Source organism: Bacillus sp. CH_48 (genome assembly GCF_038008465.1).
Lineage (GTDB): Bacteria > Bacillota > Bacilli > Bacillales > Bacillaceae_G > Bacillus_A > Bacillus_A thuringiensis_S.
Window position 1 is genome coordinate 5405750 of record NZ_JBBOZF010000001.1, and the last position, 14662, is coordinate 5420411.

Genomic DNA, 14662 nt, shown 5'->3' on the forward strand with positions numbered 1-14662 from the left:
TCACCTTAACCTAAAACTTCTTTTTTCTATTTTGATTCTGGTTTAATACCTAAATGCATCGCTGCTACCCCAAAAGTAAATGGTTTTACTTGCACACGTTCAAGTCCAGCTTGCTCAAACATTTGAGCCAGTTCTTTCATCCCTGGGAACGTACTAGCAGATTCTTGAAGCCATGAATATTCTTTATAACTTTTCGCAAACATCTTTCCAAATAACGGCATGATATATTTAAAGTATAAAATATACCCTTGTCGAAAACCAATCATTGTTGGTTGAGATGTTTCTAAACAGATTACTTTTCCACCTGGTTTTACTACACGTGTCATTTCTTTTAATACGTGCATATAATCCGGTACGTTACGTAAACCAAACCCAATCGTCACATAATCAAACGTATTATCTTCAAATGGAAGTTCCATTGCATTCCCATGTAGAAGTTCTACTTGTTTTAATTGTAACGCCTCTACCTTTTGCTTACCGACAGATAACATATTTTCACTGAAGTCTAAGCCAACAACCTTTCCTTGTTCACCTACCGCTCCAGCTAGCGCAATTGTCCAATCTGCGGTTCCACAGCATACATCAAGCGCTTGACTGCCTGGTTGTACATCCATAATTCGCATCGTTTCTTTACGCCACGCTTTATGTCTTTGAAAACTAATTACAGAATTCATCACATCGTATTTATCAGAAATCTTTTCAAATACGTCATGTACTCTTTCTTCTTTTGATTGTTGCATGCTCGTACCTTCTTCCAATGTAAAATTGCTTATGTCTTCTATTTATCCCTTAACACAGAATTTATTTCATTAATGTCTATGTGATTTTCTAAAAATTGTTTTTCTTTCTTTCTCAATTCCATCATCCAACTATTAATCACTACTTCTGCTTTATCCCCTAAAGCATCTTGCATCGCTTGAAAAACAGGTGAATGTTGTTTATCAGCATACAATTGAATTTCTTTTTGAAGACGATTTCCACCTAATACGTATGTGATAAATGGCTTCCAATGTGATAAATGAAAATGATCACATGTTTTTTGAAGGAGCGCAGACTCAATCGTTACTACGCTTTTCATTATGTCATCCGTCGTTTCATGCGCTTTTTGGTATAACATAATTTTGTGTTCATTTATCTCTTTAATTCCTTCAGCAAGTGCACGAATTAAAACAATATCACGATTCATAGACAATAAATAATAATATAGTCCACTATAGTAATCGCCTGCAAGTACTGTTAATTGACGACATTTATGCGATTCAATCGCTTCCTCGCCTGCTTTATTTGATACCTTTTCATGCGTATCAAGCGCAATTTGCACAAGCATAATCGTTACTACGTAATGCTCAATTTGTTCTATATGTAAGTTTGCACTCTTTAAAGCACCATATAACAATGCTATCTTTTCTTCATCAATAAATGGTTCTTCAATATAGTTTATAAAATAAGGATGGCGTAATTTCTCCATCAATTTCTCTTTTATACCCGCATACCCTCCGTAGATGTCACACACAAAAAATCACCCTTGTTTTCTAATTCATAAAACTTATTATAACACATACACTCTATTTTCTATAACCAAAACTTGGCTACACCTACCATTCATGTAAGCAATTTTTCTAATCTCACTCTGTCTAGCTAAAACTATATCATTTATTTACTAAAAAAAAAAAGAAAAGCAGTTTCCCGCTTTTCTTTACTTCGTTTTAATAAACGATAAAATTTCACTGCGCGCTGCAGCATCATTTTCAAGCACACCACGCACTGCTGTCGTTACTGTTTTCGCACCTGGTTTTTTCACACCACGCATCGTCATACACATATGTTCTGCTTCTACTACTACCATTACACCATGAGGCTCTAATACTTCCATAATAGAGTTCGCTACTGTTGATGTAATACGTTCTTGCAGTTGTGGACGACGTGCAATTGTATCTACAGTACGAGCTAATTTACTTAACCCTGTCACCTTTCCACCTTGCGGAATATATGCAACGTGAGCAACTCCATAGAATGGAACTAAATGATGCTCACACATCGAATAAAATGGTATATCTTTTACTAGTACAAGCTCTTCGTGATCTTCTCCGAATACTTTATGCAAATGCTCTTTCGGATCTTCATGCATACCTGAGAACACTTCTGCGTACATTTTTGCAACACGTTTTGGTGTATCAAGTACTCCCTCACGATTTGGATCATCCCCAATCGCCTCTAAAATAAGGCGTACTGCATGTTCAATTTGTTCTAAATTAACTTTTGCCATCCGCTAGCCCTCCCGAAAACCTAAAAGTGATACGAACACATTCTAGCATATTTATGTTTTTAAAAGCAAAAAGAAGAGTTCCCAAAAAGGAAACTCTTCTTCCCTGTTAATATGTAAGGATTATTTAACCGCATCTTTTAACGCTTTACCAGGTTTGAATGCAGGTACTTTACTTGCAGCGATTTCAATCTCCTCACCTGTTTGTGGGTTACGACCTTTACGAGCCGCACGCTCACGAACTTCGAAGTTACCGAATCCGATCAGTTGTACTTTATCACCTTGTTTTAAAGCTTCTAAGATAGAATCAAAAACAGCGTCTACTGCTTTTGTTGCGTCCTTTTTAGAAAGGGAACTTGCTTCTGCAACAGCATTGATTAAATCTGTCTTGTTCATGCCATTCACCTCCTCCCAAAGATAAGACTGTATAATGATCATAAAATGAGTCTTACTTTCATTTGTAGGCAATTTTTACAAATTCTATACTACAAAGATGTAGATAAATCATTATCAACGCCTATATTATACGATTCTCCTTTATAATTCAATATTTTTAAGGAAATTGTTACTGTGAAAATGTGAAAATCTGATGAAACTTGACAATTTACAACAATGTATTAGATAATGACTGTTTATTTTTCTATTTTATAATCAAAAAAAAACAAAAAATCCCTCTACAATGAGAGGGATTTTTCTTATAGTATAATCGCAATTAATCCGCCAGATCCTTCATTAATAATTCTTTCTAGCGTTTCTTTTAATTTATATCTAGCGTTTTCTGGCATTAAGGATAATTTCGCTTGAATTCCTTCTCGAACAATTGAGCTAAGCGAACGTCCAAATATATCAGAATTCCAAATTGATAACGGGTCATCTTCAAAATCTTGCATTAAATAACGAACTAATTCTTCACTTTGCTTTTCAGTACCAATGATCGGTTCAAACGTTGACTCTACATCTACTTTAATCATATGAATGGATGGCGCTACCGCTTTTAACTTCACACCAAACCTTGAACCGTGACGAATAATTTCTGGCTCATCTAAGCTCATATCTGCTAGCGCAGGCGCTGCTACACCATATCCTGTTTGTTTAACCATACGCAGTGCGTCTGCGACTTGGTCGTATTCTGTTTTCGCATGAGATAAATCGAGCATAAGCTTCAATAAATGATCTTTCCCCCGAATTTCTACCCCTACTACTTCTTTTAAAATCTGATCATATAATTCATCTGGCGCATATAAATCAATCTCCGCCACACCTTGCCCCATATCAATGCCAGCTAAGCTCGCTCGATCAATAAATTCATATTGACTAAACTGCCAAACAACCCGATCCACATCACGAAGACGTTTTATATCCTTCACAGTTTCTTGAACTGCTTCTTGATAACTTTGACGCAACCAATGCCCTTCATTTAGCACCATTACCCAGCTCGGAAGGTTCACATTCACTTCTAATACAGGGAATTCAAATAGCGCTTCACGAAGTACATTATATACATCTGTTTCTCTTAAACTCTCCACACTCATTGCAATAACCGGGATATCATATTCTTCTGATAAACTTTGGCGTAATTGCTCTGTATCTGGATGATACGGCTGTACCGTATTAATTATCATAATGAAAGGTTTTCCTACTTCTTTCAATTCATTTACAACGCGTTCTTCTGCCTCTATATAATCTCTTCTTGGAATTTCACCAATTGTTCCATCTGTTGTAATTACAACACCAATTGTTGAATGTTCTTGAATTACTTTACGCGTGCCGATTTCTGCAGCTTCATGGAATGGAATAGGTTCTTCATACCAAGGGGTATTAATCATGCGCGGGCCATTCTCATCTTCATAGCCCTTCGCTCCTGGAACCGTATATCCAACACAATCTACTAATCGAATATTCACTTCAAGTCCTTCATCTACTTCGATAGAAACCGCTTGGTTTGGAACAAACTTCGGTTCCGTCGTCATAATTGTACGACCAGCAGCACTTTGAGGCAATTCATCCTGCGCTCTTTGACGGTCAGACTCATTCTCAATATTTGGAATAACTACAAGTTCCATAAATTTTTTAATGAATGTTGATTTCCCTGTTCGAACAGCTCCTACAACTCCAAAATAAATATCACCGCCTGTTCGTTCTGCAATATCTTTAAAAATATCTACCTTTTCCAAGTGATTCCCTCCCTCAAAATTTTTGGGAATAATTCCGCGTTTATAGTCAACTAATACCTTCTCTAACGTTGCCTATAATATCTGATATAATATAATGGTATTCTAGAAGTTCGGACAATATATCATATAATTTTGTCCAATTTCATATGACTATTAAAAAATATCTTTTGTTTGCATCGTAAGTTGTATAACATAAAAAACCTTTCTTCTAGAACTTATTCACTAAAAGAAAGGTTCATGACTTATGATTTTAAAAAAATTGGTTCTCCGTCCTTTACTGTGTACGGTAAAGAATAAGCTGGTACAAACGGGGAACCTTTCGAAAGTATATTTCGAATATCTTCTCCCTCCGTAAACTGCCCTTCATTTTTTTTCAAAGCGTCATATAAGTCGATTCTATAATCAACAAAAACTTCTCCTTTTTCATTAATTACAAAAGGAAGTCCTTTACCAGAATATGGACTTGTCACTTGTGGCACATCTTTATATCCTAGTTTTTTAAAATCCAATTCATATACACCATCTGAAATTACTTTTTTAAAAGGTGGATATTGATGTTCATCACGATACATCCTAAGCTTTAAAGATAGTTCCTGAATTTGTTCAGCCATCCTAACATCAATTAACTTTACTGTTGGATTTGTTTCAACGTCTATTAATACGTATTGATATACTCCTCCACTTTCATATGCATTCCCTGGTGCTTCTTGTATGTAACGCGGGGCAATCTGTTGAAAGTCGATTGGATACTTTTGATAAATAGGTGTACTCATATCCCTCGTCTTAATTGGCAATATCCCATCATTTTGCTCCTTAAATGTCACAACAGCTTTTTGAACAACCTGTAGCTGATCTTCATAAGGAACCGCATTTTGCTTCATATTTTCTTTCGGATACAGACACCCCGTTAAAAGGCTCATACAACAAAATATTAAAATAATATGGACTTTTTTCACTAGCATCACCTTTTCATACTAATATAACTTGCTCCGTATGTAGTATTTTCGAGACCATTCCATTTACTGCTGTACAGGTCCACTAAATACAACAAGAAAAATAACAATTCCTGACACAACCATAAGGGTGTACGCTACTAACGCTGTAATCCCTTTCAAAAATTTATTCTGTATTTTATGTCTACTTAATAAAATAAAACTTACTGCAAAAAACATAAATCCAATTGCCCCTAAAGCCAACCACATTTTCATAAGCCCTTCTGACATATACACACCCCTTTTTATTAATCTATTTTTATACTATTTTAACAAATTAAAATCTTTAAACAAATACAAAAAGAACATTTTACTACAAATTACGAATATGTAACTTTAATCAATAGGTTTTTCAGCATTTTCCACTAATCTAGATAAAAATAAAACCGAAGCGATTGTATCTCTCGCTTCGGTTGACCAAATATGCCCAAAAACAGCTCTATTCCCATTCTTTCATGGCTATCATATGCAATCTACAAACTCTTTGTTTCTCATAATTTATTTTTTAAACATTTTGCTTAACGAGCCAAAATCTGCTGGCATATTATTATTAATAATCGCTTTTACAATTTGATCCTCTTGCTCTTTCGGCACTTCACGTCCCGCCATAAGAGCCACTTGATGAATTAATTGACGAAGTACAGTTTCATCACGTAAATTCGCATTTTGCACGGATGACGCTAATTTAAAAATATCCTCTTTATTTACTTTCGCTTCCTTCTCAATATTATTAAAAATGTTATTATCCATTCTTTTCACCCTCTCCTCAAGTTACTCTTCATCCTATGCAAAAATAAAAAAATGGTGAAAAGACCCATAAAATAAAAAAGCGACAGAAGTACAAATGTACTTCTGTTGCTTTTCTTTACAGTAAGTCAGGTATAGCTTCCACTTCATGTTTTCGAACACGTCCCATCAATGAGCCTACCGCATCTTTTACGTTATTCCCATTGAACAGCACGTCATATAAAGCAGCTGTAATCGGCATTTCAACTTCCATTTTCTCTGCCAATTCATGAGCAGCTTTCGTTGTTCTTACACCTTCTACAACCATACCCATGCTTTCTAACACTTCTTCTAAAGAATGTCCTTTTCCAAGCATATTTCCAGCGCGCCAATTTCGGCTATGAACACTTGTACAAGTTACAATTAAGTCTCCCATACCGGTTAGACCAGCAAACGTTAACGGATTCCCGCCCATTTTTCTTCCTAAACGAGCAATCTCTGTTAAACCACGTGTCATCAATGCCGCTTTTGCATTATCACCTAATCCAAGACCATCAGTTATACCAGCAGCTAATGCGATAATATTTTTTAACGCACCACCAAGTTCAACTCCAACGATATCTGGATTTGTGTATACACGGAAATAACTATTCATAAATAAATCTTGTACTTCCTCAGCCGCTTCCATACGCTTTGCTGCAGACGTAACTGTTGTCGCTTGTCGTAAACCAACTTCTTCAGCATGACTCGGTCCAGACAATACAACAACATCTTTAATTAAGTTCTCTGGAATTTCTTCCTCGATCACTTCCGAAATACGTTTTGACGTACCAGGTTCAATCCCTTTACTCGCATGAATCCAAGTAATCGGTTCTGTAACAATTTCTTTCATCTCTTGTAATACATCTCTGTACGCTTTCGTCGGTACTACTAGCAGTACTGTATTTACATCTACTAATGCTTCTTCTAAAGAAGAGTAGGCTACGATTGTGCTTGGCAATGTAATGCCTGGGAGATATCGACTATTCTCATGTTTCGTATTCATTTCATCTATAAGTTCTGAGCGATTTCCCCAAATACGTACATCATGTCCATTGTCAGCTAATACCATCGCTAACGCTGTTCCCCAGCTACCTGCTCCTACTACTGTGATTTTTGTCATAAAATCACATCCTCTCCATTAGTCTCTTGCTCGAGCAATAATGTGAATCGGCGTTCCTACAAAACCGAACGCTTCACGTAAACGATTCTTTAAGAAGCGCTCATATGAAAAGTGCATTAATTCTGTATCGTTTACAAACACAACAAATGTCGGTGGTTTTACCGCAACCTGTGTCGCATAGAAGATTTTCAGACGGCTACCATTATGAGTCGGTGTTGGATTCATCGCTACCGCATCCATAATTACATCGTTTAATACGTTTGTTTGTACACGGATACTATGGCTTTCATTTACCTCATTGATAACCGGTAATAACGTTTGTGTACGTTTTTTCGTTTTTGCAGATAAGAATACAATCGGTGCATAATCCAAGAATTGGAAATGAGCGCGAATATTTTCTTCAAATGCTTTCATTGTTTTTTCATCTTTTTTCACTGCATCCCATTTGTTTACAACGATAATAACAGCTCGTCCTGAATCATGAGCATATCCAGCGATTTTTTTATCTTGCTCAATAATTCCTTCTTCTCCGTCTAAAACAACTAAAACAACGTCAGAACGTTCAATCGCTCTAAGTGCACGAAGTACACTATACTTTTCTGTACTTTCATATACTTTTCCTTTTTTACGCATACCAGCTGTATCAATGATTACATAATCTTGATCATCTTTACTATATGGTGTATCGACAGCATCACGCGTCGTTCCTGCGATATTACTTACAATTACACGTTCTTGACCAAGAAGTGCATTTACAAGCGATGATTTCCCTACATTTGGACGTCCAATTAAAGAGAAACGGATTGTTTCATCGTCATACGCCTCTTCTTCAATCTTTGGAAAATGATTTGCAGCTTCATCTAACAAATCACCAAGTCCTAAACCGTGTGTACCTGAAATCGGGAATGGCTCGCCAAATCCTAATGAATAAAAATCATAAATATCACTACGCATTTCTGGATTATCAACCTTATTTACCGCAAGTACAATTGGTTTTTTAGAACGATACAAAATTTTAGCAACTTCTTCATCCGCTGCAGTTACACCATCGCGACCATTCGTCATAAAAATGATAACATCTGCTTCATCAATCGCAACTTCCGCCTGTTGACGAATTTGTGTCAAGAACGGCTCGTCTCCAATATCAATTCCACCTGTATCAATAATGTTAAACTCATGATTTAACCATTCTCCCGCACTATAAATACGGTCTCGAGTTATACCTGGGATATCTTCTACGATTGAAACTCTTTCTCCAACTATTCTATTGAAAATAGTAGATTTTCCTACGTTCGGGCGGCCTACTATTGCTATTACTGGTTTCGGCATATACTTTCATCCTTTCAACTTGCTTCTGTTTATTATGTAAAAAACCCTTCTTTGTGCAAGAAGGGATTTGCATTCCAGAATATTTCTCAACGTATCAAAACACCTCACATTATAACACACGTTCCTAATGTTTCACAATAATATATACATTCTCTTGTAAGCGATGCGCAATACCATCTAAAATTGCCTCTAAATTATTTGCAACAAATTCTAGTTCCTCCATCGACTCACAAACAAATAAAGGAGCACCACCTGCAAATTTTTCTGGCGCTGTTGTAATAACTGCCAGGATAACGCTTTCTAACATCATCTCTTATCTCCCCTTCCTTTCGGGGCTTCCGATGACATATGGACGGCACTTTCTAACGTTGGTACATTTCCTATAACACTTATCGCTTTCTCTGCATCTTGATCTTGCGGTAAGACAAAAATTCCAACCCTACCATCCTCTAAATCACGCTTTGCTAACGGTACAAGCGCTGGTGTACCAGAATCTCTATAAATCCCTAGCGCCACCGAAACATCGTGTAAAACAGCTTGCCGTTGCCCTAAATTTGAGATTGTCACCATCGCATCAATTGATTTCGGTTTTAAAATAAACCCCATGCCATATTTCATAATCTCTTCTTGCCTCGCCGGCAATCCAATATTCATAATATAAATATTATCAATATACAGTCCTGCCCCTTCAAAACGAAGGGGCACGTGCTCAATTTCAACAAGATCATGTAGCCTTTTTCCAGACATTAATTTTTTCGCAATAAAAAATGCGATTATAGCCATAATTACTCCCGCAATCCATGAACGGAACCCTATATACGCAAATGTCGTTGCAAACGACGTTAACATCGCCAAATAGTTGCGACTTTCAAAAACCAATGCAATTCCTTCAATATATGTATTTCCACGCGGTACGAGCTCATATCCATCTAATTGTTGAAGCGTGTTTCTTTCCATATTACGTACATCACGAAATTGTGTTGCCGCTAACGTAAGAAATGTAATGGCAGAAAAATCTTTTTTCAAAATAGACGGGATTGCAATCGCTCCTAAAGCAGCTGCAATTAACCCCATTGCAATATGAATAATTTTCCCATGCAGCCTCGTCGGATATTGCCGCGTATCCGTCCGAAGCATTAACACTCTTGTAACTGTCCCCGCTATTACGCCGCATAAAATGGCTGATGTATATTCAGTCATGCATTACCCTCGCCTTTCTTTTACGTGTTTTTCTCTTAAACTGTTCCATGTATACTGATGCTTTTGCAATCCAAAACAATACTGCCATGAATAATGTAGAAACGGCGACGATATCAAAAAATGCTAAACTACCGTAATCATATGGAAAATTCAATTTCCGAAAAATAAATGTCACTAGCAACTCTCCTTGTAACATCCCTACATATAGGGAACATAATCGTAATATGCGATCCCCATGCAATAACACCGATGCATACACAAGAGCACTACTTAGCAGAAACACTCTATCCACCACAATCCAAATCGGATCATATATTTCTAACAAATGAAAACTTGTATATAACATTGCAATAATAAGTGCCGAAAGTAAGCTATATAATTTTTTCCAAACAGAATATAGCGTAATTCCTATAAAAGAAATAATACAAAGTAGAAGAGCATTTACTGATACCACGAATGAGGCAATCGTTACATGTAACGGAGAGCAAATTATAAAAATCATTATACAAGCGCCTAACTTCCACCGAATAGGGTCCTTTTTCATAAAAAAGGTTACGATGATCCACCCTATCCAAGCTACAAAATAAAAAGTACTTCCATCCATCAACTTCACCTCCTATGTTTTCCATTATGGGAACTTTTTATGAAAGTTAATCCACTTTATTTACGCATAGTTTTTTCTTATAACAGCAACACTTTTAACAAGGAGGTGTTATTTATTATGGGTAAAGATCGCCAAGAACGAAAACTACGAGAATCACGCCGCGTTGAATCTGATCGTAATCAATCACTACAATATCCAGGTGCAACTGGACTTGATACACCAGAGCAGGCTCGAAAACAAAACCAGCACTAATTAATACAAAAAGACGGTTTCGATGTTGTACGAAACCGTCTTTTGCATAATCATTTTAATGATTTTTATTTATATTGAAATAATATTTTGTGTACTATATCCTCCTATCACTTCTTTTACCCCCACCTATTTCCCTTATAAAAGCAAGTCCTCTCAAAAATCCAGTAACTAATCATCTTCATTTTTTAACCTTTTTTCAATTACAATTTTTATAAAATACCAATTCCATTCTCCACTTTATATTACGAGAAAGAAAAGAAAACAAAAAATCAACCGAACGGTTGATTTTTTATCTCCTACTATAATGCGCAGTATCAATACCACGCTGCATTAACCAATGATATGTTTCACCTTTTACAACAAGAGGTACAGATTGCAACTCTTCTATCGTCTTCGCACCAAGAGCTGTCATAATAAATTTCAAATCTGTATGTAGAAGCTCAATTTCATCCACTAATTTCTCGATACCATCTTGCATTAAAATACGTAAAAAGTAACCAGCAAACGCAGTTGTATTCGCCCCTAATGCGATTGCTTTCGCTACGTCAAGCGCTGTCTGTATACCCCCTGATGCAATAAAAGAGAGGTTATTATTTGTAGAGGTTGCTTCAATAATCGAGGTTGCTGTTTGTATGCCCCAGTTATTAAAATAAGAAAGCATTCGCTGTCTTCTTTCATTTTCAACAGCAGCAAAATTCGTACCACCTTGCCCACCAATATCAATTGCCGTTACACCTACGTTCGCTAACTGTTGCATTGTTTCCTTACTCATCCCAAATCCAACTTCTTTTACAATGACAGGAACTTTACTATTTAAAACAATTTTCTCAATACGCTGAAGTACGCCAGTAAAATCACGGTCTCCTTCTGGCATCGTTAACTCTTGTATGACATTTAAATGAATTTGCAATGCATTCGCTTCAATCATATCAACGGCACGCTCTGCCTGCTCGATAGTTGCCTCACTACCTAAATTAGCAAAGAAAATACCATTTGGGTTTACCTTTCTGATCACCTTATAAGAAGCAGCCTCACTTTCATCTTTTAACGCCGCCATTTGCGAACCTACAGCCATAGCAAGGTTATGTTGTTTCGCTACATATGCTAATTGCTCATTGATATGTAACGTTTTCTCTCCTCCACCACCAGTCATCGCATTGATAAAAATCGGCGAACTTAGTGAAAGTTCGCCGATTTTTGTTTCACATGTTATTGTGTCATAATTTGAATTTGGCAAGCTTTGATGCACAAAATCAATATCATGAAAGCCATGCGTACGAGACTGACCAGTAGAAAGAGCGTATTCAATATGATCTAATTTACGTTTTGCCCTTACCACTTGTACCCCTCATTATTTCTTTAATTTTTTCAGTTGTTCACCAATAATATCACTTAATTGGAAAGTAGCAGAATCAGCATTTGGCTCATACTGACTATAATCTTCAATTACATTATTTTCCTCAAGCGCTTCTTTTATACTTAAAGAAATACGTTTCTCTGCTGCGTGAACTTCAAGTACTTTCACTTTTACTTCTTGTCCCATTTCCAATACTTCATTCGGATTTTTCACGTGACGATTTGCAATTTGAGATACGTGTACAAGTCCTTCAACGCCAGGTAAAATCTCAACGAATGCACCAAATGTAACAAGGCGTTTTACTACGCCCTCACGAATATCTCCAGCTTTTATTTCGCCAGCAACGTTTTCCCAAGGTCCTGGTTGAGCTGCTTTAATCGATAAAGAAATACGTTGTGTATCAGCATCAACAGATAACACCTTTACCTTAACCTTTTGACCTTGCTCTAAAACTTCAGAAGGTTGCTCTACACGTTCGTGTGAAATTTGTGAAATGTGAACTAAACCGTCCACGCCACCAACGTTAACGAAAGCACCAAAGTCAGTTAATCGTTGCACTGTTCCTTCAACAACGTCCCCTTCTTTTAATGAAGAAATTGCTTCTTTTTTCTTAGAATCTAGTTCTAATTCTACTACCGCTTTATGCGAAAGGATTACACGATTTTTTTCACGGTCTAATTCAACAATTTTCACCGCTAACGTTTTACCTTTATAGTCAGTAAAGTCTTCTACATAATGTACTTCTACAAGTGAAGCTGGGATAAAACCGCGAACCCCAAGATCCACAACTAATCCGCCATTCACAATATCTTTTACAGTAACATCAAACACATGACCAGAAGTAAATTTCTCTTGTAATTCTACCCATGCTTTTTCTGCATCAACAGCACGTTTAGACAAGACAAGATCATCTTCTTCTAATTTAATAATTTTCAACTCTAGTGTTTGATCTAATTCTACAACATCGCTTGCTTTTTCAATATGAACGTTAGCTAATTCACTAATTGGAATTACGCCATCTGTTTTGTATCCAACATTTACAAGCACTTGTTTCTCTTCAACTTTCGTTACAGAACCTGTAACAACGTCACCAACTTGTAATTCTTTTGAATCCATAACTTCTTCATTCATTTTCTCTACCATGGAAATACCTCCCTACAGAATTGACAAAGCATTTTTTATGTATATACGAAATGAAAACAAAGTTTTCATTTGCATGTTTAAGAATTTCTCATCACATACTTTTTTCAATACCATTCATAAGAAAATATATTAAACCTATATAAATAGTATACAGCAAAACCAGCTTGAAAAAAGTATGTTTTGAAATATAATAGCGAATATATTCTGACAGTTTTATTCCTCTTTAACTAACTTCTTACAAATCAGCTCATTTGTCAAGGAAAGAGACTCACAATTCACGTATCCTTTACATTTCTATTTAAACAAAAAAGAAAGGGGATCATCCCCTTTCTTTATTTCGCAAACACTCCTGAAACAATACTCATAATTTTTTGGACAACTTCTTCAATTGATAAAGAAGTCGTATCTAATTCCAATGCATCATCAGCCTTTTTTAGTGGAGAAACTTCGCGTTCTGAATCTAATTTATCACGCTGAGCAATTTCTTCTTTTAGCTGCTCTAAATTAGAATCGAAACCTTTATTTAAATTTTCTAAATGTCTTCTTTCCGCTCTTTCTTCAACAGAAGCAAGCATAAAGATTTTCACTTCAGCATCCGGTAATACATGTGTACCAATATCACGGCCGTCCATTACAACGCCGCCTTTTTTCGCTAAATCTTGCTGACGGCGTACCATTTCTTCACGAACAAGGCGATGCTTTGCTACAATAGATACTCGATTCGTCACATCAGGTGTACGAATTACTTCAGAAACATCTTGTCCATTTAAAAATACAAGCTGTGTATTTTCTCCTTGCTGAAATTCAATATTTACATTCCTTACAACTTCCATTAACTGCTCTTCATTTTCAATATCTACTTTTTGTTCAAGGGCTGCATATGTAAGCGTACGGTACATTGCGCCTGTATCAATATAAACGTAAGAAAGTTCCTTCGCAACAACTTTTGCCACTGTACTTTTACCAGCAGCTGCTGGACCATCTATAGCAATTGAAATTCGTTTATCCATTGTAACACCTCATTTTTTCACTTATAAAACAAAACGAAAAGCAGGTGTTCACCCTGCTTCTTCTCATTTGCTTCACGTCATTAAATCCTCAATTATTGTAGCATAATCCTTCATAGAAGAAAATGAAAACTACCTATTCACCTGTAAGATTTCCGCTTTGTCTTTTACCATGACACCTTCATAATAAACAATTTTAGATAAATATTTCACTGATGACTTATGTATAAATAACAATTGCACAACAGAAAGACAAATAAATTGTATTATTAATATACGAATAAAAATTCTCTCCATCTTTTCCACCGTAATTGCTCCCTCCTATACTATATTTACACATCTCGTTTCGTAATTTTATACATCGTACATATAGCAGTTAATTTTATTGTCATTTGCGAGGCATACTTTTATACATTTCCATTGTCGAATTTACTAAAAACATGTTATGTTCTA

18 protein-coding genes are annotated in these 14662 nt (G+C 36.1%); 1 reads left to right on the forward strand and 17 read right to left on the reverse strand.

The window, feature by feature from the left end:
- Nucleotides 1-26: 26 nt before the first annotated feature.
- The 13 genes from menG to N2V92_RS27310 form a co-directional block, all read right to left on the reverse strand.
- Nucleotides 27-740, reverse strand: coding sequence for a 2-heptaprenyl-1,4-naphthoquinone methyltransferase (gene menG / locus N2V92_RS27250; RefSeq protein WP_001187674.1), 714 nt, complete (start codon nucleotides 738-740; stop codon nucleotides 27-29).
- 38 nt (nucleotides 741-778) lie between these two features.
- Complete coding sequence (locus N2V92_RS27255) at nucleotides 779-1513, reverse strand: heptaprenyl diphosphate synthase component 1 (RefSeq protein WP_000332840.1); 735 nt, start codon at nucleotides 1511-1513, stop codon at nucleotides 779-781.
- Nucleotides 1514-1696: 183 nt separating this feature from the next.
- Nucleotides 1697-2266 carry a GTP cyclohydrolase I FolE gene (gene folE / locus N2V92_RS27260; protein ID WP_001151482.1) on the reverse strand — a complete coding sequence of 190 codons (570 nt, stop codon included), beginning with the start codon at nucleotides 2264-2266 and terminating at the stop codon, nucleotides 1697-1699.
- Between the two features lie 120 nt (nucleotides 2267-2386).
- The gene (locus tag N2V92_RS27265; protein WP_001043860.1) at nucleotides 2387-2659 is read right to left on the reverse strand and encodes an HU family DNA-binding protein; all 273 of its coding nucleotides are present in this window, start codon (nucleotides 2657-2659) and stop codon (nucleotides 2387-2389) included.
- Nucleotides 2660-2958: 299 nt separating this feature from the next.
- Nucleotides 2959-4437 carry a stage IV sporulation protein A gene (gene spoIVA, locus N2V92_RS27270; protein WP_000416521.1) on the reverse strand — a complete coding sequence of 493 codons (1479 nt, stop codon included), beginning with the start codon at nucleotides 4435-4437 and terminating at the stop codon, nucleotides 2959-2961.
- 242 nt (nucleotides 4438-4679) lie between these two features.
- On the reverse strand, nucleotides 4680-5393 hold the full coding sequence (locus tag N2V92_RS27275) for a hypothetical protein (protein ID WP_000755479.1): 714 nt from the start codon (nucleotides 5391-5393) through the stop codon (nucleotides 4680-4682).
- 63 nt (nucleotides 5394-5456) lie between these two features.
- Nucleotides 5457-5660 (reverse strand): DUF2768 domain-containing protein, encoded by a 204-nt coding sequence (locus tag N2V92_RS27280; protein WP_001289006.1) that lies wholly within the window; start codon nucleotides 5658-5660, stop codon nucleotides 5457-5459.
- 267 nt (nucleotides 5661-5927) lie between these two features.
- Nucleotides 5928-6179 (reverse strand): stage VI sporulation protein F, encoded by a 252-nt coding sequence (locus N2V92_RS27285; protein ID WP_000369753.1) that lies wholly within the window; start codon nucleotides 6177-6179, stop codon nucleotides 5928-5930.
- Between the two features lie 115 nt (nucleotides 6180-6294).
- Entirely contained in the window at nucleotides 6295-7317 is a 1023-nt protein-coding gene (locus N2V92_RS27290) for an NAD(P)H-dependent glycerol-3-phosphate dehydrogenase (RefSeq protein ID WP_042597472.1), read from the reverse strand.
- A gap of 18 nt (nucleotides 7318-7335) precedes the next feature.
- Nucleotides 7336-8646 (reverse strand): ribosome biogenesis GTPase Der, encoded by a 1311-nt coding sequence (gene der / locus N2V92_RS27295; RefSeq protein ID WP_001125890.1) that lies wholly within the window; start codon nucleotides 8644-8646, stop codon nucleotides 7336-7338.
- A gap of 124 nt (nucleotides 8647-8770) precedes the next feature.
- A complete protein-coding gene (locus N2V92_RS27300) occupies nucleotides 8771-8956 on the reverse strand; it encodes a capping complex subunit for YIEGIA (protein WP_000979048.1) in 186 nt (61 codons plus the stop codon).
- Nucleotides 8953-9846 carry a YIEGIA family protein gene (locus N2V92_RS27305; protein ID WP_000141605.1) on the reverse strand — a complete coding sequence of 298 codons (894 nt, stop codon included), beginning with the start codon at nucleotides 9844-9846 and terminating at the stop codon, nucleotides 8953-8955. Before N2V92_RS27305 ends, N2V92_RS27300 begins: the two co-directional genes overlap by 4 nt.
- Complete coding sequence (locus N2V92_RS27310) at nucleotides 9839-10450, reverse strand: YphA family membrane protein (RefSeq protein WP_000349104.1); 612 nt, start codon at nucleotides 10448-10450, stop codon at nucleotides 9839-9841. Before N2V92_RS27310 ends, N2V92_RS27305 begins: the two co-directional genes overlap by 8 nt.
- Nucleotides 10451-10567: 117 nt before the next feature.
- Between N2V92_RS27310 and N2V92_RS27315 the strand changes: the two genes are divergently transcribed.
- On the forward strand, nucleotides 10568-10702 hold the full coding sequence (locus N2V92_RS27315) for a YpzI family protein (RefSeq protein ID WP_000513902.1): 135 nt from the start codon (nucleotides 10568-10570) through the stop codon (nucleotides 10700-10702).
- Nucleotides 10703-10991: 289 nt separating this feature from the next.
- On the opposite strand, the gene N2V92_RS27320 is transcribed toward N2V92_RS27315, so the two are convergent.
- From N2V92_RS27320 to N2V92_RS27335, 4 genes are all read right to left on the reverse strand, one after another.
- Nucleotides 10992-12041 carry a type 2 isopentenyl-diphosphate Delta-isomerase gene (locus N2V92_RS27320; RefSeq protein ID WP_000251041.1) on the reverse strand — a complete coding sequence of 350 codons (1050 nt, stop codon included), beginning with the start codon at nucleotides 12039-12041 and terminating at the stop codon, nucleotides 10992-10994.
- A 12-nt stretch (nucleotides 12042-12053) separates the two neighbouring features.
- The gene (gene rpsA / locus N2V92_RS27325; protein WP_000229557.1) at nucleotides 12054-13202 is read right to left on the reverse strand and encodes a 30S ribosomal protein S1; all 1149 of its coding nucleotides are present in this window, start codon (nucleotides 13200-13202) and stop codon (nucleotides 12054-12056) included.
- 332 nt (nucleotides 13203-13534) lie between these two features.
- Nucleotides 13535-14212 (reverse strand): (d)CMP kinase, encoded by a 678-nt coding sequence (gene cmk / locus N2V92_RS27330; RefSeq protein ID WP_000361254.1) that lies wholly within the window; start codon nucleotides 14210-14212, stop codon nucleotides 13535-13537.
- Between the two features lie 129 nt (nucleotides 14213-14341).
- Entirely contained in the window at nucleotides 14342-14515 is a 174-nt protein-coding gene (locus tag N2V92_RS27335) for a YpfB family protein (RefSeq protein ID WP_000413849.1), read from the reverse strand.
- Nucleotides 14516-14662: the final 147 nt, after the last annotated feature.

Coding starts and splice junctions, on each gene's coding strand:
- menG (WP_001187674.1), bottom strand. CDS start 740: ATGCAACAATCAAAAGAAGAAAGAGTACATGACGTATTTGAAAAGATT.
- folE (WP_001151482.1), bottom strand. CDS start 2,266: ATGGCAAAAGTTAATTTAGAACAAATTGAACATGCAGTACGCCTTATT.
- N2V92_RS27265 (WP_001043860.1), bottom strand. CDS start 2,659: ATGAACAAGACAGATTTAATCAATGCTGTTGCAGAAGCAAGTTCCCTT.
- N2V92_RS27280 (WP_001289006.1), bottom strand. CDS start 5,660: ATGTCAGAAGGGCTTATGAAAATGTGGTTGGCTTTAGGGGCAATTGGA.
- N2V92_RS27285 (WP_000369753.1), bottom strand. CDS start 6,179: ATGGATAATAACATTTTTAATAATATTGAGAAGGAAGCGAAAGTAAAT.
- N2V92_RS27290 (WP_042597472.1), bottom strand. CDS start 7,317: ATGACAAAAATCACAGTAGTAGGAGCAGGTAGCTGGGGAACAGCGTTA.
- der (WP_001125890.1), bottom strand. CDS start 8,646: ATGCCGAAACCAGTAATAGCAATAGTAGGCCGCCCGAACGTAGGAAAA.
- N2V92_RS27300 (WP_000979048.1), bottom strand. CDS start 8,956: ATGATGTTAGAAAGCGTTATCCTGGCAGTTATTACAACAGCGCCAGAA.
- N2V92_RS27305 (WP_000141605.1), bottom strand. CDS start 9,846: ATGACTGAATATACATCAGCCATTTTATGCGGCGTAATAGCGGGGACA.
- N2V92_RS27310 (WP_000349104.1), bottom strand. CDS start 10,450: ATGGATGGAAGTACTTTTTATTTTGTAGCTTGGATAGGGTGGATCATC.
- N2V92_RS27315 (WP_000513902.1), top strand. CDS start 10,568: ATGGGTAAAGATCGCCAAGAACGAAAACTACGAGAATCACGCCGCGTT.
- rpsA (WP_000229557.1), bottom strand. CDS start 13,202: ATGGTAGAGAAAATGAATGAAGAAGTTATGGATTCAAAAGAATTACAA.
- cmk (WP_000361254.1), bottom strand. CDS start 14,212: ATGGATAAACGAATTTCAATTGCTATAGATGGTCCAGCAGCTGCTGGT.